Origin of the sequence: Micromonospora sp. WMMD882, from assembly GCF_027497255.1 — a bacterium.
Classification (GTDB): Bacteria; Actinomycetota; Actinomycetes; order Mycobacteriales; family Micromonosporaceae; genus Micromonospora.
In genome coordinates, this window is sequence record NZ_CP114903.1 from 1326126 (window position 1) to 1352222 (window position 26097).

At 74.9% G+C, this 26097-nt stretch carries 24 protein-coding genes; 11 read left to right on the forward strand and 13 right to left on the reverse strand.

What is annotated here, in order from left to right; translation table 11 throughout:
• Nucleotides 1–63 precede the first annotated feature (63 nt).
• Nucleotides 64–1233 (reverse strand): helix-turn-helix transcriptional regulator, encoded by a 1170-nt coding sequence (locus O7606_RS04875; protein WP_281599486.1) that lies wholly within the window; start codon nucleotides 1231–1233, stop codon nucleotides 64–66.
• Nucleotides 1234–1432: 199 nt separating this feature from the next.
• Here O7606_RS04875 and O7606_RS04880 point away from each other — a divergent pair, with 199 nt between their 5' ends.
• Nucleotides 1433–1627 carry a hypothetical protein gene (locus tag O7606_RS04880; protein WP_281597827.1) on the forward strand — a complete coding sequence of 65 codons (195 nt, stop codon included), beginning with the start codon at nucleotides 1433–1435 and terminating at the stop codon, nucleotides 1625–1627.
• Between the two features lie 69 nt (nucleotides 1628–1696).
• On the opposite strand, the gene O7606_RS04885 is transcribed toward O7606_RS04880, so the two are convergent.
• The gene (locus O7606_RS04885; RefSeq protein WP_281597828.1) at nucleotides 1697–1915 is read right to left on the reverse strand and encodes a hypothetical protein; all 219 of its coding nucleotides are present in this window, start codon (nucleotides 1913–1915) and stop codon (nucleotides 1697–1699) included.
• A gap of 17 nt (nucleotides 1916–1932) precedes the next feature.
• Nucleotides 1933–2745, reverse strand: coding sequence for an RNA polymerase sigma factor (locus tag O7606_RS04890; protein WP_281597829.1), 813 nt, complete (start codon nucleotides 2743–2745; stop codon nucleotides 1933–1935).
• 188 nt (nucleotides 2746–2933) lie between these two features.
• Here O7606_RS04890 and O7606_RS04895 point away from each other — a divergent pair, with 188 nt between their 5' ends.
• From O7606_RS04895 to O7606_RS04910, 4 genes are read left to right on the forward strand one after another with little or no spacing between them, the layout of a single operon-like run.
• Entirely contained in the window at nucleotides 2934–3350 is a 417-nt protein-coding gene (locus O7606_RS04895; RefSeq protein WP_281597830.1) for a helix-turn-helix domain-containing protein, read from the forward strand.
• Nucleotides 3347–4108, forward strand: a complete 762-nt coding sequence (gene modA, locus O7606_RS04900) for a molybdate ABC transporter substrate-binding protein (RefSeq protein ID WP_281597831.1) — start codon at nucleotides 3347–3349, stop codon at nucleotides 4106–4108. Before O7606_RS04895 ends, modA begins: the two co-directional genes overlap by 4 nt.
• A 6-nt stretch (nucleotides 4109–4114) precedes the next feature.
• Nucleotides 4115–4906 (forward strand): ABC transporter permease, encoded by a 792-nt coding sequence (locus O7606_RS04905; protein ID WP_281597833.1) that lies wholly within the window; start codon nucleotides 4115–4117, stop codon nucleotides 4904–4906.
• Nucleotides 4888–5970: an ABC transporter ATP-binding protein gene (locus O7606_RS04910; RefSeq protein ID WP_281599487.1), complete on the forward strand. Its 1083-nt coding sequence runs from the start codon at nucleotides 4888–4890 to the stop codon at nucleotides 5968–5970. The genes O7606_RS04905 and O7606_RS04910 overlap by 19 nt, the downstream gene beginning before the upstream one ends.
• A gap of 4 nt (nucleotides 5971–5974) precedes the next feature.
• Here O7606_RS04910 and O7606_RS04915 read toward each other — a convergent pair whose 3' ends face one another.
• Nucleotides 5975–7375, reverse strand: coding sequence for an acyl-CoA synthetase (locus tag O7606_RS04915; RefSeq protein ID WP_281597835.1), 1401 nt, complete (start codon nucleotides 7373–7375; stop codon nucleotides 5975–5977).
• Between the two features lie 150 nt (nucleotides 7376–7525).
• Between O7606_RS04915 and O7606_RS04920 the strand changes: the two genes are divergently transcribed.
• From O7606_RS04920 to O7606_RS04935, 4 genes are all read left to right on the forward strand, one after another.
• Nucleotides 7526–8257, forward strand: coding sequence for a Clp protease N-terminal domain-containing protein (locus O7606_RS04920; protein ID WP_281597836.1), 732 nt, complete (start codon nucleotides 7526–7528; stop codon nucleotides 8255–8257).
• Between the two features lie 164 nt (nucleotides 8258–8421).
• Complete coding sequence (locus O7606_RS04925; RefSeq protein WP_281597837.1) at nucleotides 8422–9912, forward strand: hypothetical protein; 1491 nt, start codon at nucleotides 8422–8424, stop codon at nucleotides 9910–9912.
• 191 nt (nucleotides 9913–10103) lie between these two features.
• A complete protein-coding gene (locus tag O7606_RS04930) occupies nucleotides 10104–10712 on the forward strand; it encodes a response regulator transcription factor (RefSeq protein WP_281597838.1) in 609 nt (202 codons plus the stop codon).
• Nucleotides 10713–11053: 341 nt separating this feature from the next.
• On the forward strand, nucleotides 11054–11638 hold the full coding sequence (locus tag O7606_RS04935; RefSeq protein WP_281597839.1) for a response regulator transcription factor: 585 nt from the start codon (nucleotides 11054–11056) through the stop codon (nucleotides 11636–11638).
• A 44-nt stretch (nucleotides 11639–11682) separates the two neighbouring features.
• Here O7606_RS04935 and O7606_RS04940 read toward each other — a convergent pair whose 3' ends face one another.
• The 6 genes from O7606_RS04940 to O7606_RS04965 form a co-directional block, all read right to left on the reverse strand.
• Nucleotides 11683–13509: an ABC transporter ATP-binding protein gene (locus O7606_RS04940; RefSeq protein ID WP_281597840.1), complete on the reverse strand. Its 1827-nt coding sequence runs from the start codon at nucleotides 13507–13509 to the stop codon at nucleotides 11683–11685.
• Entirely contained in the window at nucleotides 13506–15335 is a 1830-nt protein-coding gene (locus tag O7606_RS04945) for an ABC transporter ATP-binding protein (RefSeq protein ID WP_281597841.1), read from the reverse strand. The genes O7606_RS04940 and O7606_RS04945 overlap by 4 nt, the downstream gene beginning before the upstream one ends.
• Nucleotides 15336–15404: 69 nt before the next feature.
• Nucleotides 15405–15521 (reverse strand): SapB/AmfS family lanthipeptide, encoded by a 117-nt coding sequence (locus O7606_RS04950; RefSeq protein WP_281597842.1) that lies wholly within the window; start codon nucleotides 15519–15521, stop codon nucleotides 15405–15407.
• Nucleotides 15522–15523: 2 nt separating this feature from the next.
• The gene (gene lanKC / locus O7606_RS04955) at nucleotides 15524–18193 is read right to left on the reverse strand and encodes a class III lanthionine synthetase LanKC (protein WP_281597843.1); all 2670 of its coding nucleotides are present in this window, start codon (nucleotides 18191–18193) and stop codon (nucleotides 15524–15526) included.
• A 231-nt stretch (nucleotides 18194–18424) separates the two neighbouring features.
• Entirely contained in the window at nucleotides 18425–19687 is a 1263-nt protein-coding gene (gene kynU, locus O7606_RS04960) for a kynureninase (RefSeq protein ID WP_281597844.1), read from the reverse strand.
• A 273-nt stretch (nucleotides 19688–19960) separates the two neighbouring features.
• Nucleotides 19961–20575 carry an STAS domain-containing protein gene (locus O7606_RS04965; protein ID WP_281597845.1) on the reverse strand — a complete coding sequence of 205 codons (615 nt, stop codon included), beginning with the start codon at nucleotides 20573–20575 and terminating at the stop codon, nucleotides 19961–19963.
• 231 nt (nucleotides 20576–20806) lie between these two features.
• Here O7606_RS04965 and O7606_RS04970 point away from each other — a divergent pair, with 231 nt between their 5' ends.
• Both O7606_RS04970 and O7606_RS04975 read left to right on the forward strand, forming a co-directional pair.
• Nucleotides 20807–21841 (forward strand): thiamine pyrophosphate-dependent dehydrogenase E1 component subunit alpha, encoded by a 1035-nt coding sequence (locus tag O7606_RS04970; protein WP_281597846.1) that lies wholly within the window; start codon nucleotides 20807–20809, stop codon nucleotides 21839–21841.
• Nucleotides 21838–22797 (forward strand): transketolase C-terminal domain-containing protein, encoded by a 960-nt coding sequence (locus tag O7606_RS04975; protein ID WP_281597847.1) that lies wholly within the window; start codon nucleotides 21838–21840, stop codon nucleotides 22795–22797. The genes O7606_RS04970 and O7606_RS04975 overlap by 4 nt, the downstream gene beginning before the upstream one ends.
• On the opposite strand, the gene O7606_RS04980 is transcribed toward O7606_RS04975, so the two are convergent.
• From O7606_RS04980 to O7606_RS04990, 3 genes are read right to left on the reverse strand one after another with little or no spacing between them, the layout of a single operon-like run.
• Nucleotides 22769–24280 carry an MFS transporter gene (locus tag O7606_RS04980; RefSeq protein ID WP_281597848.1) on the reverse strand — a complete coding sequence of 504 codons (1512 nt, stop codon included), beginning with the start codon at nucleotides 24278–24280 and terminating at the stop codon, nucleotides 22769–22771. The two genes, O7606_RS04975 and O7606_RS04980, sit on opposite strands and share 29 nt — an antisense overlap.
• Complete coding sequence (locus O7606_RS04985; protein WP_281597849.1) at nucleotides 24277–25479, reverse strand: cytochrome P450; 1203 nt, start codon at nucleotides 25477–25479, stop codon at nucleotides 24277–24279. Before O7606_RS04985 ends, O7606_RS04980 begins: the two co-directional genes overlap by 4 nt.
• 60 nt (nucleotides 25480–25539) lie before the next feature.
• A complete protein-coding gene (locus O7606_RS04990) occupies nucleotides 25540–26097 on the reverse strand; it encodes a DUF5825 family protein (RefSeq protein WP_281597850.1) in 558 nt (185 codons plus the stop codon).

Here is a 26097-nt window from a genome sequence, read left to right on the forward strand (position 1 = left end):
GGCGCGGTCCCGATGCGCCCGTCACCGGGACGCTACGGAGAGTGTGAACGGTGATTGGAACGCTTACGCGCCACCAGTTGGCCGGTTACCTCCGGTGATGTTCATGCGTTCGGCGAGACCGCGTAGTTCCGAGGAAACGGCGCCTTTTCGGAGGAGAGCCCGCACGGTCTCCCGACCGGAGGTCGACGAGCGGGCGTGCTGGGGACCGACGCGCTCTGCGGTGAGCAGCATTCGGATCGTGTCCCTGCCCCGACCGACTCCTTCAGCGGCACGACTCATGTCCAGCCAGTAGTAGACCTGGCGGACCTTGGGCAAGCCGGCGACTTGAATGGCTGTGGCGGTCCGTAGCGCCGCCTCGGGTTGACCGGTGTCGAGCTGGTAGGCCATCCGCCACAGGGCGACGTTCCGTGGTCCCCAGGCGAGGTCCCAATCGTCGGTCTCCCCGGTGTGCGCGGCGATGCGAGCGGCCTCGGCCAGATGATCCTCTGCCCGCGCCTGCTCCTTGAGGCCGGCAAGGTGGTGGGCTCGGGCGAGATGCAGAAAACCGAGCACGTCCAGGGCGCTGGGAGCGCCACTGCCCGCGAGGTCGGCGCCCGCCGCGTCACACAGCGCCCGCGCAGGTCCATAGGCGCCCGAGTAGGCGGAGACACGGGCCCGGTTGGCCGCCGCGACTCCCGCTGCCACCGGATCGTCCAACAACCCGGCCGCCTCGGCGCACCGCTCCGCCGCGAGCCACGCGTGCGCGGGGTGACCGACGTTGAGCAGCGATCCCATCGCCACGCCGTACACCGGAACCATCTCTCGGAGGGCGGCCTGACGATCAGTCAGGCGGTGCAACGCTGGCACCAGGTCCACGAGTCGTCGCAACGCGCCTGCGTAGTCACAGCGTCCGTAGAGCGCCCGCACCAGCGTGGCCTCCTGGCGTACCTGCTCGACGGTGGCTCTGCCGCCGTCCGGCGTGGTCATCGGCGTGTCCATCATGATCCGCCAGACCCGTTCGGCGTCGATACGAGCCGCGTCGAGTTGCCGATCGGCAGGCGTGTACTGCTGCCCGGTCAGGTCAGCCACCGAGCATTCGAGGGCGGCGGCCAGATCCACCACCATGTACCGGTCGGTGCGCTGCTGTCCGCGCTCGATCCGGGACCATGAGGTGTGCGAGACGCCGGCGCGACTGACCGCATGGCGGATGCTCCATCCACGCAGCTCCCGACGTGCGCGGATGCGTTCACCGATCGACGGGTCTGACGGTGTGGGACGACGAGACATGGGCCACGCTCTCCGTAGTCGGACAGGTGCACTTCGGACGGTACCCCGTGCCGGTGACGGACGAGGGCCGATAGGCGATCATGGTGGATAAGGGCCCTTCAGGGGGCCGATTGCCACCACGATCGACTCCCAACGCGGTCGGGCGGGGAATCGTTACGGTGACCGCATGAATCCTCGGTACACCCGCAGCGGCTCGACCCGGGTGATGGGCAACATCTCGCTGGGCTCCGGCCTGCTGACGTCCCTGTTGATGGTGAGCCCGAACAATCCGTCGTTCGGCGCCTACGTCCTGGCTGCCCTGCTCGTGCTGACCGGTCTCGCCCTCCGCATCGAAGCCGCCCTCCTCTCCCGCGCTCCCTGACCCCCCGCCCACCCGACGCCGGTCCAGGGCAGATCGCCGTTAGTTGATCTCTGCGAACGACGATCTGCCCTAGACCGACGAAGCGGGACGGGGTGGGGGTGGGGATGGGTGGATGAGGGTGGTGAGGGCGGTTTCGGGGTCGAGGAGGGCCGCGAGGTTGGTGGGCAGGGCGGCGTACCGGGTGGGTAGCAGGATGTCGCGCAGGCCGGCCTCGATGTCCAGCAGCGCGGGTACGGCCCGGTCGAGCGCGCATCGTCCGGCCCGTACCGCATCGTTCGTGTGGTCCATGGTTCTCCCCCCGCCGGTCATTCCCGGGCGTGCTCTTCGCTGATCAGCGTGCCGAGCGCGCGGCGGGCCTTGCGCAGGCTGCTGCGGACCGCCTCCGGAGTCATCCGTAACTGCGCGGCGATCTCCGTCGGCTGGTAGCCCTCCAACGTCCAGGCCATCACCTGCCGTTGCCGGGCCGGTAGCCGGCCGAGCAGGCGAAGCTCCTCCTGCCGGGCCTCCCAGTCGGCGATCTCGGAGGCCGGGGCCCGCAGCAGCGGGGTCCGGTCGGCCAGGTCGTCGGTGGGCAGCTCCACCAGGGTGGCCATCCGTCGGGCGTACTCGCGGGAGGCGACCCGGCGGGTCCACGGCCCGGGGGCGTGGATGGCGTCCCAGCGCTCGAAGGCGCGACGCATGGTCTCCTGGGCGACCTCGGCCGCGTCCGCCACGGACGCGCCCTGCCACACCAGGAAGGCGACGAGCCTGCCCACCTGATCCCGGTAGAAGGCGCTGAACTCCGCGACGGTCGCCGTCGACCGCTCGGTCTCCGATGGTCGGTTGTCGGTTGTCGGTACGTCCGGTCGCTCGAATCTGATCGAGGTCGACCGTTCGGCGCGCTCAGCCATGATCCGCTCGTTTCGGCGGGGCGGTACGGTCAGCGTCCAGGACGAGCCGTCGGCCCGTCGGTCGCGTACCTGCCCGCCGTTCGGTAGCGCCGTCGCCAGCGCCACCAGTGTCTCGCCCTGCGCCTGCTCCCGGCGGACCCGCCACCGGAGCCGGATCCACAGTGCCGTCATCGTGCTGGCCTTGGCGATCACCGCCAGACCGATCCACCCCCACGTCTCAAGGTCCACCGCACCTCACTCCGCTCGCGTCGAGCCTTCCCCATGAAGAGCCCGCCCACCCGCCCACCGTGAACCCCCACCCCGAGCTTTTTGAGTCGGGGCGAGGGGTGGGGGAGAGGGGGAAGGAGGAGGGCTTGGGTTTGCGGGGGGTTGGGGCTCTCTGGGGTGGCAGGTGCGAGGGTGGGTAGGGTGAGCTGGTGTCGGGTTACCGGATCGGGGAGGCGGCGGAGCTGCTCGGCGTGAGCGCGGACACCGTACGCCGGTGGGTCGACAGCGGTCGGCTGCCCGCCGCGCGGGACACGCAGGGGCACCGGGTGATCGACGGGGTCGAGCTGGCGGCGTTCGTGCGGGCCCAGGCCGCCGGGCCGGACGAGCGGGCGGAGTTCTCCTCGGCCCGCAACCGGCTGCGCGGCATCGTCACGGCCGTCACGAAGGACGCGGTGATGGCCCAGGTCGACATCCAGGCCGGCCCGTTCCGGATCGTGTCGCTGATGAGCCGGGAAGCGGTCGACGAGCTGGACCTGCAAGTCGGCGCGGTGGCCGTGGCCGTGATCAAGTCGACCACGGTCGTGGTGGAACGCGCCCCGGTGGCGCGGGGGAGGACGGGGTCGTGAGGGCACGTGGCCTGCTGGCCGGACTGGTCACGATCGCGACGCTGGTCGGCTGTGGCGACGGCGCCGGCGGCGCGGAGGGCGGCGAACGGCGGACGCTCACGGTGTTCGCGGCGGCGTCGCTCACCGACGTGTTCACCACCCTCGCCGAGGAGTTCGAGCAGCAACGGCCGGGCACGACCGTACGGCTGACGTTCGCCGGCAGCTCGGCGCTGGCCGTGCAGCTCACCCAGGGCGCGCCGGCCGACGTGTTCGCCTCGGCCGCGCCCGCGCCGATGCGTACGGTCACCGACGCCGGCCTGGGCGACGGCGAGCCGGTCACGTTCGCCCGTAACCAGCTTGTCGTGGCCGTGCCGAAGGGCAACCCGGCGGGGGTGACCGGCCTGGCCGACCTGGTGAAGCCCGGGGTGAAGGTGGCGCTCTGCGCCGAGCAGGTGCCCTGTGGGTCGGCCGCCCGGACGGCGCTCGACGCCGCCGGGGTGAGCCTGACCCCGGTCACGTTGGAGCAGGACGTGCGGGCCGCGCTGTCCAAGCTGACCCTCGGCGAGGTGGACGCCGCCCTGGTCTACCGCACCGACGTCGCGGGCGCGGACGCCGTGCAGGGGGTCGAGTTTCCCGAGTCGGCCGGCGCGGTCAACGACTACCCGGTCGTCGTCCTGGCCGACGCGCCGTACCGGTCCGGCGGGCGGGAGTTCGTGGCGCATGTCCGCTCCGAGCGGGGGCGGGCGGCGCTCACCGCCGCCGGTTTCCAGGCGCCCTAGGTGCGGGTGACCGGGCAGGGCCGGCAGGTTCCGGTCGCGCTGCTGCTGCCGGCCCTGCTCGGGCTGATCTTCCTGGTGCTGCCGCTGGTCGGCCTGCTGGTCCGGACGCCGTGGACGGAGCTGCCGCAGCGGCTCGCCGAGCCGGCGGTGCTCACCGCGCTGCGGCTGTCCCTGGTGTCGGCGACCCTGGCCACCGTGCTCTGTCTGCTGCTCGGGGTGCCGCTGGCCTGGCTGCTGGCCCGGGTCCGGTTTCCCGGCCGACGGCTGGCGCGCGCCCTGGTCACCGTGCCGCTGGTGCTGCCGCCGGTGGTCGGCGGGGTGGCGCTGCTGCTGGTCTTCGGTCGACGCGGCCTGATCGGCGGCTGGTTGGACGCCACGTTCGGGGTCACGCTGCCGTTCACCACCGCCGGGGTGGTGCTGGCCGAGGCGTTCGTGGCGATGCCGTTCCTGGTCATCGCCGTGGAGGGGGCGCTGCGCGGCGCGGACCGCCGCTACGAGGAGGCCGCCGCCACCCTCGGCGCCGGCCGCTGGACCACCTTCACCCGTGTCACGTTGCCGCTGGTCGCGCCGGGCGTGGTCGCCGGGGCGGTGCTCTGCTGGGCGCGGGCGCTCGGCGAGTTCGGCGCGACGATCACCTTCGCCGGCAACTTCCCCGGCACCACCCAGACCATGCCGCTCGCCGTCTACCTGGCCCTGGAGACCGACCTGGAGGCCGCCATCGTGCTCAGCGTCGTCCTGCTCGCCGTCTCGGTGACGATTCTCGCGGCGTTACGCGACCGCTGGGTCGGCAACCCGTGACCCCCGCCGGGCTGGACGCGCACCTGGTCGTCGAGCGGGGCGCGTTCCGTCTCGACGTCCGGCTGCGGGTGGCCGCCGGTGAGGTCGTCGCGCTGCTCGGCCCGAACGGCGCCGGCAAGACCACCGCGCTGCGCGCCCTGGCCGGGCTGGGTCCGCTCACCGCCGGGCACGTCACCCTGGACGGACGGGACCTCGACCGGCCCGCCGACCGGGCCTGGGTGCCGCCCGAACGTCGCCGGGTCGGCGTGGTCTTCCAGGACTATCTGCTCTTTCCGCACCTGAGCGCGGTGGAGAACGTGGCGTTCGGGCCACGCCGGCAGGGCCTCGACCGGCGGGCGGCCCGCGCGTTGGCCCAGGACTGGCTGACCCGGGTCGGCCTGGCCGAGCACGCCGCCCGCCGGCCCCGGCAGCTCTCCGGCGGGCAGGCCCAGCGGGTCGCGTTGGCCCGCGCGTTGGCGGCGCGTCCGGCGCTGCTGCTGCTCGACGAGCCGCTGGCCGCGCTGGACGCCCGGACCAGGCTGGACACCCGCGCCGAGCTCCAGCGGCAGCTCGCCGCGCATCCGGGGCCGGCGCTGCTGGTCACCCACGACCCGCTGGACGCGCTGGTGCTGGCCGACCGGCTGGTCGTCGTCGAGGAGGGCCGGGTGACGCAGGAGGGGGACGCGGCCACCGTGACCGCGCGACCCCGCACCGACTACGTGGCCCGGCTGGTGGGGCTCAACCTGCACCGGGGCCGGGCCGGTGGGCAGCAGGTCAGGCTCGGGGCCGGGCTGACCCTGACCACCGCCGACCGTCTCGACGGGGACGCGTTCGTGGCGTTCCCGCCTTCGGCGGTCGCGCTGTATCCCCGCCGACCCGAGGGCAGCCCGCGCAACACCTGGCCGGCCACCGTCGCCGGGGTGCAGCGGCACGGCGACAACCTGCGGGTACGCCTCGACGGCCCGCTGCCGGTCTCGGCCGACGTCACCCCGGCGGCTGCCGCGCGGTTGCGTCTCGCCACCGGCCAACCGGTCTGGGTGGCCGTCAGGGCCGCCGAGACCCGGGCCTACCCGGCGGGCGGCTGAGGCCCTAGTGGCCGAGCTGCGACTTCTGCACCTTGCCGAGGGCGGTGCGGGGCAGCCGGTCGACCAGGTGCACCTGCCGGGGGCGCTTGTGCACGGCCAGCTCCCGGGCGACGAAGTCGACAAGCTCCGGGCCGCTCACCCCGTCGGCCACCACGTACGCGGTCACCTGCTGGCCGAGGTCGGGGTGCGGGGTGCCCACCACGGCGGCCTCGGCCACCGCGGGGTGGGCGAGCAGCGCGTCCTCCACCTCACCGGCCCCGATCCGGTAACCGCCGCTCTTGATCAGATCGGTGGCGGCCCGGCCGACGATCCGGTGCCAGCCGTCCGGGTCGACGGCGGCGACGTCGCCGGTGCGGAACCAGCCGTCCGCCGTGCGGCTCGCCGCGTCGGCGTCCGGCCGGTTCAGGTAGCCGTGGAACAGGCCGGGTCCGCGTACCAGGAGCTCACCGAGGGACGTGCCGTCGTGCGGCACGTCCGCGCCGGTCTCGTCGACCAGGCGGGTCCGTACGTCGCGCAGCGGCTGCCCCACGGTGCCGGGTCGGCGGGGGCCGTCGGCGCGGGTGCTGACGGTGATCAGGGTTTCCGTCATGCCGTAGCGTTCGACGACCCGGTGTGCGGTCAGCGCGCGCAACTGGTCGAAGACGGCCGTCGGCAGGCCGGCGCTGCCCGAGACGAGCAGCCGGGCCCCGCGCAGCGCGCGGGCGGCGGCCGGGTCGGCGCAGACCCGCTGCCAGACCGTCGGGACACCGAAGTAGAGGGAGCCGCCCGCGCCCGCGTACCGGGCCGGGTCGGGTCGGCCGACGTGGTGCAGCCGGCCGCCGAGCCGCAGCGGACCGAGCACGCCGAGCACCAGACCGTGCACGTGGAACAGCGGCAGCCCGTGGACCAGCAGGTCGTCCGGGGTCCACGCCCAGGCCGCGGCGAGCGCGTCCAGGCAGGCCGCGACCGCGCCGCGTCCGATGACCGCGCCCTTCGGCGCGCCGGTGGTGCCGCTGGTGTAGAGGACCAGCGCCGGCCGGTCGTCGTCCGGTTCCGGGTACGCGGTGTCGGAGCGGGCGGTGAGGTCGACCGGGACGACCGGCGGGCCGCCCGGGTCGGCCGCCGTGCCGGTGGGCGCGAGAACGGCGGGGACGGCCGAGTCGCGGAGGATGTGGGCCCGCTCCCGGGGGCCGGAGTCGGGTGGCACGGGCACCACGGCGACCCCGGCGAGCAGCCCGCCCACCACGGCGACCACGGTTTCCAGGCTGGCGGTCGCGGTCACCGCGACCCGTTCCATGCCGGCCACCCGGTCGGCGACGGCGGTGGCGCAGCGCAGCAGCGACTCGCCGGACGTCGTCTGCCCACCGATGCGGACCGACGCCGGATGCGGCTGCGGGGATCGGGTCAGGCCGGACAGCAACGACATGGTGTGACCTCCCGGTCCCGTGACGGTCTCCGGGTGAACGTGTCACAGCGGAGCGGTCCGCGCCACCCCGGGTTCGTGCGCTCCTCGTCTCGTACGACGCATCGTCAACTTCCGGTTGACGATGGGCTTGCGTCAACCTAAGGTTGACGTATGACCGATCCCATCCAGATGACCAACGTCCGCCTCGACGAGCTGATCGGGGCGATCAAGAAGGTCCACACCGACGCCCTCGACCAGCTCAGCAGCGCCGTCGTCGCGGCCGACCACCTCGGCGACCTGGCCGACCACCTGATCGGCCACTTCGTCGACCAGGCCCGCCGCTCCGGCGCCTCGTGGACCGAGATCGGCCGCAGCATGGGCGTCAGCAAGCAGGCCGCGCAGAAGCGTTTCGTCGCCAAGGGTGGGGAGGCGACGATGGACCCCGCCGAGGGGTTCAACCGCTTCACCCCGCGCGCCCGCAACGTCGTGGCGGCCGCTCAGGAGGAGGCCCGTGCCGCGGGCAACCCGCAGATCGGCCCCGAGCACATGGTGCTCGGCCTGCTCGCCGAGCCGGACGCGCTGGCCGCCCGGGCGATCGTCGCCCAGGGCGTGTCGGCGGACGCCGTCCGGCAGGCGGTGACGGCGGTGCTGCCGCCGGCGGCGGCGGAGGTGCCCGGCCTCATCCCGTACAACGCCCAGGCGAAGAAGGCGATGGAGCTGACCTTCCGGGAGGCCCTGCGGCTGGGGCACAACTACGTCGGCACCGAGCACCTGCTGCTCGCCCTGCTCGAACAGGAGGCCGGCGACGGCGTGCTCAGTGGTCTCGGCATCGACAAGGGCGCCGTCGAAGCGAACGTCCTGGAGACCATCTCCACGATCAAGGTCACCGGTCCGACCAACTGACCAGTGTGGACGGCGGGCTCCGGAGGTCGGCCCGGAGCACGCCCCAGGCTCGACCGTGTCCGCGCGCTCGGTCGGCTTTCCGTCACTGTCCATCCTCGCCGTGTGCGACAGATCAACCACGCAGTTAGGATGTGCGGACGCTCCCGCCGGAAGGGTCGTCCCTGTTGCGCCGTTCCACGATCAGCCTCACGTCGCCCCCGACGCCGGGGCGCCCGGCGCTGCCCGGATGGGCCGGGCCGATCCGGCTCGCCCGTGCGCTCGGGTTCGTCGTGACGGCGGTCGGGGCCGCCGTGCTGGGCGTGGCGCTGCTCGACGGCCCGGCGCACGCGGACACCGGGGAGCGTGCCCCGGTGGCTGGGCTGGTCGCCGACGTGGGGGACCGGTTGGGCGTCGGCGACCGACGCGCCGACCCGCGTCCCGCGCCGCCCAGGGTCGCGCCCTCGGCCGGTCGACCTGTCGTGCCGCCGGCCGGCGGGGCGGGCGCTCCGCCGTCGACCGTCGACCGGGCCGAAACCCCCGCGCGGGCCGCGCCGGCCCGGACCCGGCAGCCGTCCCGAGTCGTCCCGCCGCGCTCCGACGGCGTCGTGCCACGGGTGGTGGCCGGGCTCGACCGGGTGCGCGTGCCCCGCGACCCGCGGCCTCCCGCCGACCCGCGGCCTCCCGCCGACCCGCGGCCTCCCGCCGGGCCGGCGGCTCCGGCGCAGCCGCCGGCCCCCGTGTCGCCGCCTCCGACCGTCGAGCCGCCCACCGCTGTCGAGCCGACGGTCCCGGTCGAGCCGATAGTCCCGGTCGAGCCGTCGCCGGGCAGACCGTCCGGGGCGCCCGACCGACCGTCCGCCGGGCCCGGCACGCCGTCCGGGTCGACCGGCGACGCCCCGTCCCGCCCGCTGCCGACCGTTCCGGGGCGCCTGCCGCGCCTGCCCGACCTGCGGCCGGACGGCCGACCGGTGGCGCTGCCGCCACCGTCGCCGATCCGACCGGGCGCGGGTGACGACCCCGGCCGGGCCCTCCTGCCGGATGCGCTGCCGCTGCCGCCCCGGCTCGTCGACAAGGTCGTGGACGCCGTGCTGCGACCGGTGGTCGGGCTGCTGCCCGACGTCGTCGACGCCGTCTTGCGGCCGGTGGTCGGGCTGCTGCCGGACCTCGCGGGTGACGTGCTGCCGCCGGTGGTCGGATTGCCCGGAAACCTGTTCCCACCGGCCCCGCCCGCAGCGCCGGCGGTGCCGATGCCCGCCCCCGCCCCGGTCCCGATGCCGTGGTGGCCGGGGATGCCGCCGGTAGACCCAACTGTTCCCGCTGGTCACACCGACCCCAGGTCGTCGCCTACGGGCCTCCCGGCGGGCCCCGCCGGGCCCCGGTCGACGGGGTTGTCCGACAGGTGGACGTCGAGCGCCGGGCCGCTCTGCCCGGCCACGCCGTCGAGCAGGTCGGCGGTCCGGCCCGGCGTCGAGTCGGACGCCGAGCCGACCGGTGGCCGGTACCGCCCGACCGGTCCGGCCGAGGATCACGCCAACGCCGACAACGGCGGGCGGCGCGGTCCGGCCATGCTGCCCGAGTCGAGCTGGTCGTCACCCCACGGTCGGGACGCCGCCACGGCGGTGTCGCCCACGCCCGCCCGGGGACGTTCTCCCGCGGTCGCCGCCCGCCCCGGCTGAGCAGGCCCCCCCGTCACCTGCCCGGCTCGTCACGCAGCCGGGCCCCGGACGGGACACGTGGACCGAAACAGTCCACTGTGGACGACACCGGTCCGAGGGCCTTAACCCCTTCCGCGCCGCGATCGGGCCCGGCCGCTCCTTCGGGAGCCGGCCCGGGGCCCTCGCCGCGCGTACCCGAGATCGGAGAGTACGTGGTGATCCGCGTTGTGGTGGTCGAGGAGATGGGACTGCTGCGCGGCGCGCTCTGCGCCGTGCTGGCGAACGAGGAGGACATGGAGGTGGTCGCGGACGTCTCGGACGTCCGCGACCTGCCGGCGGTGGCCCGCCGCGCGCGGCCGGACGTCGTGCTGTTGGACCTGGCGACGGGCTCACCGGGCGGGATCGCGGTGATCGAGGAGCTCGGGGCGCACTCGTCCGGGACCGCCGTGCTGGCGATGAGCTACCGGTGGACACCGTCGGTGCTGGAGGCGGCGCTGACGGCCGGGGCACGGGGCTTCATCGGCAAGGACGGCCCCCTGGAGGAGATGGTGCGGATGGTCCGTTCACTGGCGGCCGGCGAGCGGGTGATCGACCCGGTCGCGGCGGTGGCGGTGCTGAGCCCACCGACCTGTCCGCTGACTCCCCGGGAGCTCGAAGTGTTACGGACGGCGGCCGAGGGGTTGCCGCTCAAGGACATCGCCCGGCGGCTCTACCTGGCCCACGGAACGGTGCGTAACCACCTCTCGTCGATCCTGCGCAAGACCGGCGCCCGCAACCGGGTGGAGGCCATCCGGCACGCCCAGCGGGACGGCTGGCTCTGACCGGTGCGGTGCCCGTCGGAGGCGGCCGGTGGCTGCCCCCGGGGTCGGGGCGTGCCGTCGGGTGGGCGTTTCACTCCTAACCGACCCGGTACGCCGCAGGGGCGGTTTACCGTCCTTGATGTCCGATGGGTCGCGCCCTCAATCATCTGAATGGACGACAGTACCAACCGATCATCTGATTCTGTATTGTCCGATCGGGAGGGGTTGTCGATCTAGTTGGAGGGTAATCGACCTGGTGTCCGCTGTGGATGGTCACTTTGCCGTGCCGGTCGGACGTTACATCAGCGTGATTGTTTGTTAATCCTGCTCTTTCCGGTTGACGTCAATTCGGGAGGAAATACGTGATCCGCACCCTGCTCGCTCTCGACGGCACGCTGATCCGCGGCGCACTGGCCCTGGTGCTCGCCGCCGAGGAGGACATCAGCGTGGTCGCCGAGGTGGATCGCGGCGAGGAGGTCCAGCCGGCGCTCTGGGCGAAACTGCCCGACGTGGCGGTGGTCGACCTCGACCTGATCACCGGGGACGGGCCCGGCGCCGCCGGTCCGTGCCCGATGCTGGTGCTCGCCGACCGACGTCGGGTACGTGGACTGCACCAGATCCTCGCCGGCCGCCGGACGGTCGGCATCCTCGCCAACGACGTCTCCCCGCACCGGGTGGTGGACGGTGTCCGCCGGATGGCCCGGGGCGAACCGGTGGTCGACGCGGAGCTGGTGCTCGCGGCGTTGAACGCGACCAGCCCGTTGACCGGCCGGGAGACCGAGATCCTGGAACTGACCGCCGCCGGGGCGACGGTCGCGGAGGTGGCCGGCTCGCTCGGGCTCTCCCCGGGCACGGTCCGCAACCACCTCGGTCGGATCACCCGCAAGACCGGCGCCCGCACCCGGGTCGAAGCCGTCCGGGTCGCCCGCGACGCCGGCTGGATCTGAACCGCTCGGGGGCGGGACGGCACCTCGCCCCGCCCCCGAAGAACTCAACCGACGCCCGGCCGCTCCGCGGCGAGCCGCGGCGACACCGGCGTGTCGTCCCAGTACCCGACGAGCTCCCGGTAGGTCGCCGACCGGGCCAGCAGATCCCGGTGCTCGCCCACCAGCGGACGCTCCCCGTCGAGCACCAGCACCCGGTCGGCCCGCAGCGCGGACGTGATCCGGTGCGCGACGACGATCAGGGCGCCGGGCCGGCGGGCGAAGGCGTCCTCCACCACCGCCTCCGCGACCGGGTCGAGATGGCAGGTCGCCTCGTCCAGGATCACCAACCGCGCGGGCGCCAGCCAGGCCCGGACCGCGGCGATCACCTGACGCTCACCGGCGGACAGCGCGGTCGGGTCCACCGGGGCGTCGAGCCCACCCAGCCGCTCCACCAGGGGTTGGGCGCCCAACCCGGCCACGGCCGTGGCCAGGGTGCGGTCGTCGGCGTCGGGCCGCAGGTAGCGCAGGTTCTCGGCCAAGGTCCCGGTGAAGACGTACGCCTCCTGGGGCACCAGCACCCGCAACCGGGCCAGCCCGTCGGGCGGGCAGTCGCCGACCGGCGTCCCGGCGATCTCCACCGTGCCGGCCTCCGCCCGCGCCAGACCCGAGATCAGCGCGGCCAGCGTGGACTTGCCCGCCCCGCTCGGCCCCACCACCGCGAGATGCTCTCCGGCGGCGAGCGTCAACGAGAAGTCCGCCAGCACCGGCCGGGCCTGCGGGCCGTACCGGAAGGTGAGCCCGTGGACCCGGACCGCCGGCGCCGTGGGCGGCCCGGGCGGCGACACGTGCGGCGCTGCCGGCAGCGCCGCGCGGTGGGCGGGCGGCCCGCTCGTGCCCAGGATCCGCTCCAGGGTCACCACGTAACGCAGCCCACCACCGCCCACCCCCTGCACCAGGTCCCGGAGGGCAGGTTGCAGACCGGTGGAGACGTAGACCAGCGCGCCGAGCACCGCGCCCGCGCTGATGCCGCGCTGCGTCAACCAGGGCGCGGCGAGCACCAGCAGCGCCAACGGCGACCGGCCGCCCAACCCCAGGCTGAGGCTGCGCAGCGCGGTCATCCGGGCCACCGTCCGCTCGACGGCGGCCTGGGCCGCGACCCGGGCGTCCACGTCGGCGACCACCCGGTCCTCCGCGCCGCACGCGCGGACGTCGCGGTGCCCGGCCAGCGCGGTGGCCGCGGACTCGCCGAGCGCCTCCCCGGCCCGCACGAACCGGCGCTGGTGGCCGACCATCGCCGGCAGCCCGGCGACGAAGACGACCACCCCGACGACGAGCGGCACGGCCACCAGCGCGGCCACCAGTGGGGCCAGGGCGAGCAGCCCGAGCAACGCCGCGCCGGCGGTGAACAGGAAGCCGCGCACCACCAGCAGCAGGCCGCCGAACGTGTCCCGGACCACCTCCACCTGCTGGGTGAGCCGGGACACCGCCGCGCTCTGCGGACGCCGGCCGTCACCGTCGGTCGCCGCGCGTAGCGCGCCCGCCACCACCCGGGTGGCGAGCTCGTCGCGGAACGGCTCGACCACCGCCCCCAGCGCCCGGTAGACCCGCCCGCTGGCCACCGCGCCGACCAGCACGGCGACCGCGAGCACGCCGAGCCAGGCCAGCCCGGCGTCGAACCGCCCCGCCAGGAAGCCCTGGTCGACCGCGCGGGCCACCAGGTAGCCGGAGAGCAGCGCCGGCAGCGACTCGGCGACCGACCAGCCGGCGAGTCGGGCCAGCGCCGTCCGGCGGGCCCGCAGCGCCCGCCAGGTCTCCCGGGCGACGTCGGCGGATGGACCACCCGACCGGCCGGTCCGCCCCGCCGCGCCGTCACGTCCAGCGGGACCGGTCACCGCAGTCGTCCCTCCTCGCCCGACCACCGGCCGGTCGCGCCGTCACCCGCCGTCGCATGGGTGTGGCCCGACGTCGGGTCGGTGGTGCCGTCGGCCTCGACGGGGCCGGTGTCGTCGGTGGCCAGGAAGACCGCCCGGTAGGCCGGGTCGGCCCAGAGCCGGCGGTGCGGGGCCAGCGCCCGCAACCGGCCGCCGTCGAGCCAGGCCACCAGGTCCGCCGTCGCCGCCGTCGCCGCCCGGTGGGTGACCACCAGCCGGGTACGCCCACCGGAGCGCCCGGTCACCGCCTGACTGATCCGGTGTTCGGTGGCGGTGTCCAGGCTGGACGTGGCGTCGTCCAGGACGAGCAGCCGCTCGGCGACGAGCGCGCGGGCCAGGCCCAGCCGTTGCGCCTCGCCGCCGGAGAGCGGAGTGCGCTCCAGCGGGGTGCGGAAACCCTCGGGCAGCCGGGCCACCACGTCGTCGACCGCGGCGGCCCGGGTCGCCGCGAGCACGGGCGCGCTGGCCGGGGCGTCCGCCGGCGGATCCGCCACGTCGGCGGGCAGCGCCAAACCGACCGCCCGGTGCACGGTCGCGCCGACCAGCACCGGCCGTTCGAAGGCGTGCCCGACGGCCCGGCGCAGCTCCGCCGGGGCGATCCGGGGCAGGGGAACCCCGTCCAGCAGGATCTCGCCGTCGTCCGGGTCGTGCAGGCGACCGGCGACGGCGGCGAGAGTGGACTTTCCCGACCCGGAGGCCCCGACCACGGCCACCGTGGCGCCGGCCGGCACGTCCAGGTCGACCCGGTCGAGCAGCGGCCGTCCGTCGTCGGCGCGGACGCTCACCCCGCGCAGGCTCAGCGCCCCCCACCCGCGGGGCAGCCGCCGGTCACCGGCCGGTGGGGTCGGCAGGTCCAGCACGTCGGCGAGCCGGCGTGCGCCGGCCCGGCTGCGGACCAGCCGGTTCATCGCGGCCAGCGCCGCGCCCAGCCCCGCCCCGAGGGCCGCGTACCGGACGGCGGCGACGAGTTCACCCGGGGTGAGCCAGCCGACGGTCAGGGCGTACCCGCCGACCGCGAGCACGGCCAGGTTCAGCAGTGGGGCCACCGCGGCGGTGCGCGCGGCGGCCCGGCCCAGCAACGCCCAGCCGCGCCGTCCGTGCTCGGCCAGCTCGGGCAGGGGGGCCAGCACCCGCGACTGTTCCCGGTCGGCGGTGGCGGCGGCGGCGATGGTGCGGGCCCCGGTCGTGGCCTCCAGCAGCCGGCCGGCGATCCCGCCGAGGACCCGCTGGTAGGCGGTGACGACAGTGGAGGCGTCCGAGACGAACGCCCGCAGCAGCACGGTGAGCAGCGCCAGCCCGGCGAGCAGGGTGACCCCCAGCAGCGGCTCGATCAGGGTGAGGGCGACGACGCTGCCCAGCGGGGGCAGGACCGTGATCACGCCGAGGACCACGGCGTTGCCGGCCTGGCCGGCGTCGGCGGCCTGCCCGACGAGTCGGGTGACCAGGTCACCGACGGCGTGCCGGCGGGTCTGGCGGACGTCCAGGCGGAACAGGTGCCGCAGCAGGTGAGTACGGAGGCGGGCGGTGGCCCGGGCCGCGCCGAGACCGGTGGCCAGGTCGGCCAGGGTGTCGGTGACGATCAACAACAGCACCAGGGCGCAGGCGACCAGCGGCCACCAGCGGGGCTGGTCACCGAACGCCGCGTCGACCGCCCGGCCGAGCGCGGCGGGGAGCAGCAGCTCGACGATCGAGCCGAGCAGCGCGACCACGGCCAGGGTGAGCGTCCAGCCACCACCGAGCCGCGCCGACCGGCGCAGCAGCCGGTCCGCCGCCGATCGCGTCCCCATCCGTCCTCCCGACGCGCGTGCGCCCCGGGCGGGTACGTCTACCCGCCCGGGGCTCGCTTGGTTCCCTGCTCAGCAGGTGGTGACGGAGAGACCGCTGTCGCCGCAGAGCAGCAGGCTGGCGGTGCTGGTGCCACCGGTCCGGTCGGCCGGAGCCATCTCGAGGCCCTGGAGGTCGAGGAGCGCCATGTCTATTCACCTCCTTCTGGGGTGTCGGTGTTCAGAACGGCCCCCGTGAACGCGGGGGAGTCTCGGCGCGCCGTCGACGGCGCGAGGAAGGGCAGCGTCGGCGGCACGTCGTGCCGGGCCGCGCCGAGGGCGAACAACACCCCGGCGGTGCCGGTGCCCAGGTCCATGGAGAGCCGCAGCAACTGCTCCCCGGGGAAGGCCACCCCGCCGCCGTACGGCATCGCGTGCCAGGCCAGCCGGCGGAGCTGGGCGTCCAGCTCCTGCCGCTGCTCGGCGCCGCGGGCGGTGGCCGCGAGGTAGGCGACGATGCCGGCCCGGCCGGCGAAGAGGCCGGTCTGCACGTACATGGGGGAGCGGGCCGCCCGGTACGCCGCGGCGCTGGCCCGGGCGAAGCCCTCGTCGTCGCGGTGGGCGAGGTACTGGTCGAGGACCAGTCCGACGCCGACGCCGCCCTGCCCGAGGTAGGGCATGGTCCGCCAACCCTCGTTGACCTCCAGCGCCCCGTTCGGGCGGACCACGCAGCGGCGCAGGTCCTGGCGCAGGGCCGTGGCGGCGTGCGCCAGCAGCGTCGGGTCACCGGTGAGCTCGTGCAGCCGGATCAGCATCAGCGCCGGCCCGCTGCGGCCCCGCAGCAGCCCCGCGTACGGGTGGTGGCCGCCGCTGATGTCCGGCCCGGCGTCGGCGGCGAGCTGGTCGACCACCCGGTCGGCGGCCTTCAACGCGGCTTCGAACAGGTCGGACTCGCCGGTGCGGTGGGCCAGGTCGGCCAGGTTGAGCGCGATGCCGGCCAGGCCGCTGCGGAGACTGTGGTCGAGCCCGTCCGTCGGCTGGCGGAGGCAGATGTCGAGCACGTCGAGGGCGTCCTGGCGGCGGCCGAGCCGCTCCAGGGCGTAGGCCACGCCGTGCAGGCCGTCGTAGAAGCCCAACCGGGAACCGGAGACCGGGTTCTTCGCCCGGCGGACCAGCCACTCCTCGTGCTCGGGTCGACGTTGCGCGCCGGTGACCGCCAGGGCGTGCAGCACCCCGGCGGCGCCGTGGGCGAGGTTGAGCCCGCCGCTGCGGAACTGCTCGATGTCGCCGGGGAAGAGGCGGTCGTCGCGGTCCGGGGTGGCGCTGGCCAGGATGGCCCGTTCCAGGCTGGCCCGGACGGTGGGCCAGGGGTCGGCGGCGAGGTCCGGCAGCGGGTCACCGGCAGGTGCACGACCGGTGGACGTGCCGGACCCGGCCGCCTTCCGTCCCGGCGACCCCGCCCCAATGCTCTCCGGGGCCGCCGCGTCGGTGATCTCCCGGACCGCCGGCTCCAGGAAGGAGCGGGGGACCGGGAAGTTCTCCACGATGATGTCCGCCAGGTGCGCGGCCTTCGCCGGGGAGAGTCGGAACAGTTGGGTCAGCGGGAGGAACAGCGCCAGCCGCAGGCAGGCCAGGGCGTACCGGTCGACGGCCCGGCCGGTGACGTTGCGCGGGGCGGCGAAGCCCTGGTTGCGCAGGCCCGGTCGGTGGCCCTCGGCCTCCAGCGCGGACACCTCGAAGTCGACGAGCGCGATCCGGTCGTCCGGGCGCACCATGATGTTGAACAGGTGCAGGTCGCCGTAGACGACGCCGCGCTCGTGGATCGCCGTCACCGCCGCCTCGACCTGGGCGTAGACGTCCTGCGCCCAGCGGGCGTACTCCGCCCGGTCGGCCTCGGTGGCGTCGGCGTCGATCAGTGGGTACCGCTCGACCAGGACCTTGTTCAGGGGGCGGCCCTCGATGAACTCCAGCGCGAGGAACCGGTGCTCGCCGAGGGTGAACTCGTCGTGCACCGCGGGCACCTGCGGCAGGTCGTCGAGGCGACGCAGGACGGCCGCCTCCCGCTCCAGCCGGGCGACCGCGTCCACGCCGCCGGAGTCCAGGCCGGCGAACGGGCGGGCCTCCTTGAGCACCACCTGCGCGTCGGTCCGGGTGTCCCGGCCCACGTAGAGGCCACCGCCGTTGGAGAAGTGGATGACCTTCTCGATCCGGTAGGGCACCTCGTCGGTGCTGGTGGCGTTGCGGGCGGCCAGGTGGGGCGCGAGGAAGTCGGGCAGGGTCACCCAGGAGGGGACGTGGAAGACCGGGTCGCGTCGGTCCGGCACCAGGGCGCCGTTCTCGTCGGCGATCGCCGGGACGGTCTGACCGTCGGGGGAGAGGCAGTACCGGGCGGCGAAGCCGCCGTAGCGGACGTACACCGGGCCGGCGCCGTAGCGCAGGTCGCTGAGAATGTACGGGCCGGTCTCACCGGCGAGCAGCTCGTCGAGCTCCTTGCAGGCCAGCTCCAGCTCCGCCTCGTCCCGGGGGTAGACGGTGACGAACTTTCCGCTCGCCGCCCGGGTGGCGTACTTGGAGTTGCGCAGCAGCACGATGCGCGGGCTCCGGAGGAACTTGAAGGTCAGCCCCCGGGGGACGCAGTAGTCCCACACCGCGTCGAGCACCCGCTCGGCGTTGTCGACGCCGGCCGAGACGTGGATCTTCCAGCCCTGCTGCGGAAGGCTGCCGCCCTCCGGGGCGTAGATCATCCAGTCGCCGGTCGGCTCGGACGACCAACCCGCCGGGGCGGGGCGTCCGCTGGCGAAGGTGAGACCGTCGGTGGCGTTGCCCAACGCGTCGTAGAACAACCGGTCCGCCGCGCAGTAGCTGTCGTAGCGCTCGTCCACCGTCGCCTCCTCTCCGCTTCGTCGTCCGCCTCGGGGCCGTTGCGGCCTCGTTTCCGGCGATGGACAAAGTCTCGTGGACGGGACGGCGCCGTCTCCAGTGCGGTTAGTCATGACACCGGGTGCAGGGCACACGGGTACTCATGACAAAAGTCAGGCATGGGTCATGCGGACATAGGAAGGCCGCCCGGTCGATCCGCCGGGCGGCCTCGGTCGTTCGGGTGTCGCCGCAGGTCAGGTGACCCGCAGCGACTCCACTGGGAGCTGCTCGTGCCGCCCGGCGGTCACCAGGTCACGCAACCGGTCCATGGCGTCCCACACGTCGACGAAGCGGGTGTAGAGCGGGGCCGGCCCCAACCGCAGCCGGTCCGGCGTCCGGAAGTCACCCACCACCTTCGCCTCGGCGATCAGCGCCCGGGAGATCCGCAGCGCGTCCGGGTGCGCCAGCGAGACGTGACTGCCCCGCCGGCCCGGGTCACGCGGCGAGGCCAGGGTGAAACCCAGCGGCGTCAGCCACGCGTCGGCCAGCTCCACCAGCAACTCGCCCAGCGCCACCCCCTTGGCGCGCAGCCGGTCGATGCCCGCCTCGGCGAAAACGTCCAGGGCCGGCTCCAGCGCGGCCAGCGACAGGATCGGCGGGGTGCCCACCAGGAACCGGTCGACGTCCGGCGACGGGTCGTAGGTCGGCCCCATCCGGAACTGGTCCCGCTGGCCGAACCACCCCCAGATCGGCTGACGCAGCGTCGCCTGCAACTCGCGGCGCACGTAGAGGAAGGCGGGCGCGCCCGGACCGCCGTTGAGGTACTTGTAGGTGCAGCCGACGGCGAGGTCCGCGCCGGACGCGGTCAGCTCCACCGGCACCGAGCCGGCCGCGTGCGACAGGTCCCACAGCACGTACGCGCCGACCTGGCGGGCGGCGGCGTTCACCGCGGCCAGGTCGAGCAACGCCCCCGACCGGTACGAGACGGCGGAGAGCACCAGCAGGGCGACGTCGTCGTCCAGGGCCGCCCGCACGTCGGCCACCCCGAGCCCCTCGTCCAGGTCGGAGGGGAGGGTCCGCAGGGTGAGCCCGCGCTGCTCGGCCAGCCCCTGGAGGAGGTACCGGTCGGTCGGGAACTCCTCGGCGTCGACGAGCACCGTGCGCCGGCCGGGGCTGGCGTCCAGCGCGGCGGCGGCCAGCTTGTAGAGGTTCACCGACGTCGAGTCGGAGACCACCACCTCACCCGGCCGGGCCCCGAGCACGTGCGTGGCCAGCCGGTCACCGAGTCGCCGTCCCCAGTCGATCCAGCCCGACCAGGACCGCACCAGCCCGGCGCCCCACTCCTGGCGGACGAGTCGGTCCAGGGCGTCGGGCGTCGCCGCCGGGAGCCGCCCCAGCGAGTTGCCGTCCAGGTAGACCACGTCCGGCTCGGTGATCACGAACCTGTCGCGCAGCCCGGCCAGCGGGTCGGCCGCGTCCTGCTGCTCTGCCGCCCGTCGGGAGAACTCCCTGGTCAACGTCCGCTCCCCTCGTCCGCGCCCTGCGCCCTGCTCGCCGACCGGCTCCGGGCCGGCGTCGGCCCCACCGGTGACGCCGCGCCAACATAGCCCACCGGGTGGCCGTCCACCCACGCCCACGTGGTGGTCGATCATGTCCCGGGGGCGGGGCCGTCGTGGCGGCGGTTGACGTGCCGGGGCGCGGCAGCACCGGTGTGGTGGCGGAGGGTGGCGGGCGGCGGCTGCGCCGTCGTGCTGGCGGTCACCGCCGCGCCGGACGTTCTGAGCCGGTCGTCAGGCCCGGCGGCCCGCCACCGCCGCGTGGCCGACGGGCCCGGCCGGGGTGACGGCGAGGTGGGCGAGGCCGGTCTCCCGGTCGTCGACGACGGTGAAGACGCCGTCCAGCCGCATGGTGCGCAGCACGGTGCGGACGAACGGCGACGGCGTGGCGAGGCAGAGCGTCGCGCCCCGGTCCCGGGCGTCGAGGTGGGCGCGGACGAGCAGCCCCAGCCCGGCGGAGTCGACCAGGTGCACCCGGGTGAGGTCGACGATCACGTCGCCGCCCATGTCGGCGGCGTGTGACAGGGCCGCGCGCAGGGTGTCCCCGGTGTCCAGGTCGATGTCGCCGGTGGGGGTCACCACCGTGACGTCGTCGACGTGGTCGATGCCCAGGATCCCGCCGGGGCCGTGGTCGTCACAGGACGCGTGCCCGCCGGTGGGTGGGGCCAACAGGCTGCAGTGGGGGCAGTGGTGCGGGCCGGAGGCGAACGGCGATCCGCTCCAGCCGAGGTCGGTCACCAGGGTCCAGACGACCTCGGCGTCGGGCAGCACGTAGGCGCGACCGGTGGCGGCCTCGCCGCAGGTGTCGCAGATCAGCGTCATGAGACGGTCCTCGGGTACGACGGTCATTCTCTGGGCTTCTCCTCCGGTGGTCGGGGGCTCGGGGCTGTCGTCCCACCCTGGCGACCGTGGTTGGCGGGGACTGCGCGGAGTGATGACAGTTCCGTGACGATTCGCTGTCGTCCACCTGTCGACATGCTCGGCAATCTATTGACAGACATCACTGTCAAGGTCACGATGGCATCCGGCGGCGCGGGCGCGCCCCGGCTACCTGGCGCTCCGGCGAAAGCGGGAACGGTTGTGCGGTTGACGGCGGCGTACCGGACGATGCTGCGGATCCGGGTGCTGGAAGAAAAGATCATCGCCTGCGCGGACCGCGACGAGATCGTCGGTTTCGTGCATCCGTACACCGGTCAGGAGGCGGTGGCCGCCGGCGTGCTCGCGGCCCGCCGGCCGGACGAGTGGGTGGTCAGCTTCTACCGCTGCCACGGGCACGCCGTGGCCGCCGGGGTGCCGCTGGACGGGATCGTCCGGGAGATCCTCGGTCGCGCCGGCGGACTCTGCGGCGGCAAGGGCGGCTCGATGCACCTCGCCGACCGGGCCCGGCGCTTCCTCGGGGCCAGCTCCATCGTCGGCAGCCAACTCGCCGTCGCCGCCGGAGTGGCCATGGCGGAAAGGAGCGCCGGCCGCGCCGCAGTGGTCTTCTGCGGCGACGGGGCGCTCGGCGCGGGCGTCGCCTTCGAGACGCTCACCATCTGCGCCACCCTGGGCCTGCCGCTGCTGGTGGTCTGCGAGGACAACGGCTGGCAGGACCAGACCCGCAGCGACCTCGTCCGGCACCGACCCCCCGTGGAGCTGGTCGCCGGGCTCGGCATCGAGCCTCTCGCGGTCGACGGCAACGACGTGGCGGCGGTGCACGATGCCGCCACGACGGCACTGGCCCGGTGCCGGCGCGAGCGTCGACCGCAGGTCCTGGTGGCCCGCACCTACCTGCGGCACTACCACGCCCAGGTGGGCGGGGCCCGTCCGGCGGAGTACCGCCCGGCCGACGAGGTGGCCTACTGGCACGCGCGCGATCCGCTCGACGTCGCCGCCGCCCGGCTCGGCCTCGGCGACGACCGGCGGGCCCGCTGGCACGACGCGGCCGTACGGGAGATCGACCAGGTCTTCGCGGTCGCCTCCGCCGCGCCCCCACCCGACCCGACCACGGCCACGGCCAACGTCACGAGCGCCCTCCCGCCCCCGACGACGGCCCCGACCGCGCCTGCGGTGGCGGCCCCGACCGCGCCTGCGGTGGCGGCCCCGGCAGCCGGGTCGCCGACGGTGGGCCGGTGACCCGCCGGCACCCGGTCGGCGTGGCCGTGCGGGAGGCGCTGACCGAGCAACCCGACCTGCACATGTTCTGCACCTACCAGCAGGACGACCTGGTCGAGCTGTTCGGCGCGGACCGGATGGTCAGGTTGCCGATCGCGGAGAACGCCATGGTGGGCATGGCGGTGGGCATGGCGCTGGTCGGCCGTCGGGTGCTGGTCAGCATCGCCCGGGCCGCGTTCCTCTTCACCGCCTTCGACCCGCTGGTCAACCAGGCCACCAAGTGGCGGTACATGTCCGACGGGCAGTTCTCCGTGCCCCTGGTGGTCCGTGGTCTCACCCGGGGTGACGAGCACCTCGGCGCGCAGCACGAGCACAACGCCCACTCGCTGCTCAGCCAGATCCCCGGCCTGGTGGTGGCGGTGCCCTCCTCGCCCAACGCGGCGGCCGGGCTGCTCCGCACCGCCCTGCGGCACCCCGACCCGGTGGTGGTGCTGGAGTCACCCCGGCTGTTCGCCGCGGACTGGGCGACCCTGCCCGAGCCGGAGCCCAGCGCCGCGCCGCTGCCGTTCGGGGTGGCCGGCCGGGCGCTGGCCGGTCGGGACCTGACCCTGGTCGGCATCGGCAACACCGTGGCGCTCTGCCTGCGCGCCGCCCGCCGGCTCGCCGACCACGGGCTGCGCTGCCAGGTGGTCGACCTGCGTACCGCCGCGCCGCTGGACCGGGACGGCGTCGCCGGACTGGTGGCCGGGAACGGTCCGGTGGTGCTGGTCGACGAGGAGCCACGGGGCGCCTCGCTGCTGGGTGACCTGGGTCTGCATCTGGTGCAGGTGGGCGCGGTGGCGCCGGACCGGCTGGCGCTGGTCTGCGGGGCGCCCGTGCCCGCGCCGGTGAGCCCGGTCCTGCTCGCCCCGCTGCTGCCCACGGTCGACGACGTGACCACCGCGGCCCTCACCGTGCGGGGAACGCCTCCTTCCTGACGCCCGACCCGTCGGCCGGCTCCGCGCCGGGCAACGTGTCCGGGCCGCCGGCCGCCGGCCCGTCCGGGGCGCCGGGGCGCCTGGCCGGGGCGCCGGGCGCCGGCACGTCCGGGCCGTCGGACGCCGACCGACGTCGGATGCCGACGGCGACCGTGGTGGTGCCGGCGAGGGCGAGCAGCGCGAAACCGGTGAGCGTGACCGGCAGCCCCCACAGCTCGGCCACACCGCCGCCGACCAGCGCGCCCACCGGCACCGCCAGGATCGACACCGTACGGCTGAACGCGACGACGCGGCCCAGCCGCTCGGGTGGGGTCAGGCGTTGCTGCGTCGACACCGACGCCACCGCCCACACCGTCGCGCAGAACCCGAACACCACCTCGTAGGCGACGAACGGCACCAGCGGTTGACTTACCAGCGACGCGGCCGGGATGAGCAGCAGCGAGCCGGCGGCGATCGGGGCGAACACGGCGATCGTCCGGCGCAGCCCGAACCGGCCGGTCACCCGCCGGGCGGTGGCCACGGCGAGCAGCGCCGCCGCGCTGTTCACCCCCCACAGCATCCCGACGGCGAACGGGCTCAACCCCAGCGTCCGGTACGCGTACACGGTGTAGAGCGCGCCGAGCCCGGCGCCGCCGACGTTCAGCGCGGCGGCGGCCAGCGCGAGCCGGGCCAGCAGCGGGATCTCCCGGAAGGTGGCCAGCCCTTCCCGGAGCGAGGACCGGAGGTCGGTGAGGGAGCGGCGCAGGACGGTCCACCGGCCGGCGGCCGGCGCGACCCGGCCCGGCGGCGGTGAGGTGGGGCCCGGCGAGGACGAGGTGGGGGCCGGCGGCGGTCCCGCGGGCCGGGCCGACGCCACCGTCGGGGTCGGCGCGTCGTGGTGGCGGGTGACGCCGCGCAGCCGCGCGAGGACCGCCGCGGCGGCCAGGTGGGTCAGCGTGTCGACGACGATGGCCAGCGCCGCGCCGAGCGTCTGCGCCAGCAGACCACCCAGGGCCGGCCCGGTGACCTGGCCGGCGGCCCGGGCCCCGGCGAGGGCGGCGTTCGCGCCGACCAGCCGTTCGGCGGGCACCAGCCGCGGCAGCACCGCGGTGACCGCGATGTCGGTGACTCCGGCGAGGATCCCGGAGAGCGCGGCGACCAGCACGAGGTACGGCAGGGAGAGCACGTCCAGCAGGTACGTGACGGGCACCGTGGCCACCACGGCCGCGTGCAGCAGGTCCACGCCGACCAGCAGCCGCCGGGGTGAGCGGACGGTGTCGACGAGCACCCCGACCAGCGGCGCGGTCAGGCCCCGGGCGGCGTAGCCGAGGGCGAAGATCAGCGCCGCCGCGACCGGGCCGGCGGCCAGGACCAGCACGGCCAGGGTGGGCAGCGCCAGCGCGGTGACGTGCGTGCCGGTGAGGCTGACGAGCTGGGCCAGCACCAGTGGACGCAGCGCGGGGTCGCGCAGCGCCGACGCCGGACGCGCCCGGAGCCCGCTCACCAGGTGACCGGCAGCTCGCGGGGCCCACGCAGGATGGTGCCGGTCTTCCAGGACACGTCGGCGGGCGGTACGGCCAGCCGGAGGGCCGGCGCCCGGTCGAGCAGGACGGCCAGCGCCTCGTGCAGCTCCATGGTGGCCAGGCGCGCGCCCAGGCAGCGGTGGGGGCCCCAGCCGAACGCCAGGTGCGGCGCCGGCTCCCGGTCGGGCCGGAACGTCCCGGCGTCGGGGAAGGCGTCCTCGTCGCGGTTGGCGGAGATGGTGGAGACGAAGACCGCCTCGCCGGCCCGCACCGTGACCTGGTCGAACTCGACGTCGGCGACGGCCACCCGGGCCAGGCCGGCGCCACCGTTGAGCGGCACGTACCGCAGCAGCTCCTCGACGGTCGACGGCAACCGCTCCGGCGCGGCCCGCAGGCCGTCCCAGAGCCCGGGCCGGGTCAGCAGCAGGTACGTCGAGGAGGCGATGTGGCTGGCGGTGGTCTCGAACCCGGCGGCGAGCAGGGTCACCCCGAAGGAGAGCAGCTCCTGCTCGCTGAGCCGGCTGCCGGAGTCGCGGGCCGCGACCAGCGCGCTGAGCAGGTCGTCGGTCGGGCGCTCACGGCGCTGCCGGATCAGGTCTCGCAGGTACGCCTCCAGCGCGTCGACCACGTTCCGGAACTCCTCGGCGGTGATCCTGCGCAGGGCGAGCAGGGATTCGGTCCACCGGCGGAACTCGTCCCGGTCGGCCAGCGGCACGCCGAGCGTCCGACAGATCACCGTCATCGGCAGCGGCAGCGCCAGCGCCCGGACCAGGTCCACCGGCGGCCCCTGCCGGAGCAGGTCGTCGAGGAGCCGGTGGGTCACCTCGCGCACGTACGGCCGCAGCTCGTCGACGCGGCGTTCGGTGAACGCCACCGCCACCAGCCGGCGGAGCCGGCCGTGTTCGCCCCGGTCGACGTCCATGATGGTGCTGACGAAGGGCGGGTCCGGCGTCTGCCGGGGCACGTCGGGTCCCATCGCGGCGGCCCGGCTGAACCGGGGGTCGGTGAGCACCTTCCGCACGTCGTGGTAGCGGGTGGCCAGCCACGCCTCGCCCGCGTACGGCAGCCGGACCCGCAGCAGGGCGCCGCTGTGCCGGGCCACGTCCAGCCTCGGGTCCAGCCCGAGCTCGGCGTACTCCAGGAACGGGTAGTCGGGCGCCGGGTGCGCGGATGTCTCCACACTGGTCCTTTCCGCGGGGGCATGGGGTCGGACGACGGGACGCGCGGCGTGGCCCGACGCTCAGACGGCCAGGTACGGCACCGGCCAGTGCCGCAGCCGGTAGGGCAGGACGAGCAGCCGGTCGTCGACCCGCAGCAGCAGCCCGGCCTCCGCCACGGTGTCCACCAGCGCCTGGGCGGCCGGCGTCAGCTCCTGGGTCCGGCACGCCGCCGCCATGGCGAGGAAGTGCTCGGCGCCCTCGTCGATGGTGAGCCGGGCGTCCTCGCTGTCCGGGCGGACGTCCTTGAGCATGACGAAGCCCGGGCCCTGGCGGTAGAAGAAGCTGCCGTAGCGGTAGCCGGCGGTCCAGTGCCCGGCGTACCGGGCGGCGTCGGCGTCCACCCCGCCGGAGGGCGCCACCAGGTGCACGTGGGTGTGCAGCGGGAACGACGGCGTCCCGGCCAGCCGCCACCGCAGCCGTACCGCGTGGCTGGTGACCTCGCGCAGGTAGCGCAGGAGGTCGAGGTCCTCGGCGAGGGAACGGCCGAAGGTGAGCACGGTGTCCTCGTCGACGGTGCGGTAGGCCAGGTCCGGGGTGATCGCCGGCAGGTCCGCGGCGGGATGCGTGACGGTCGGCAT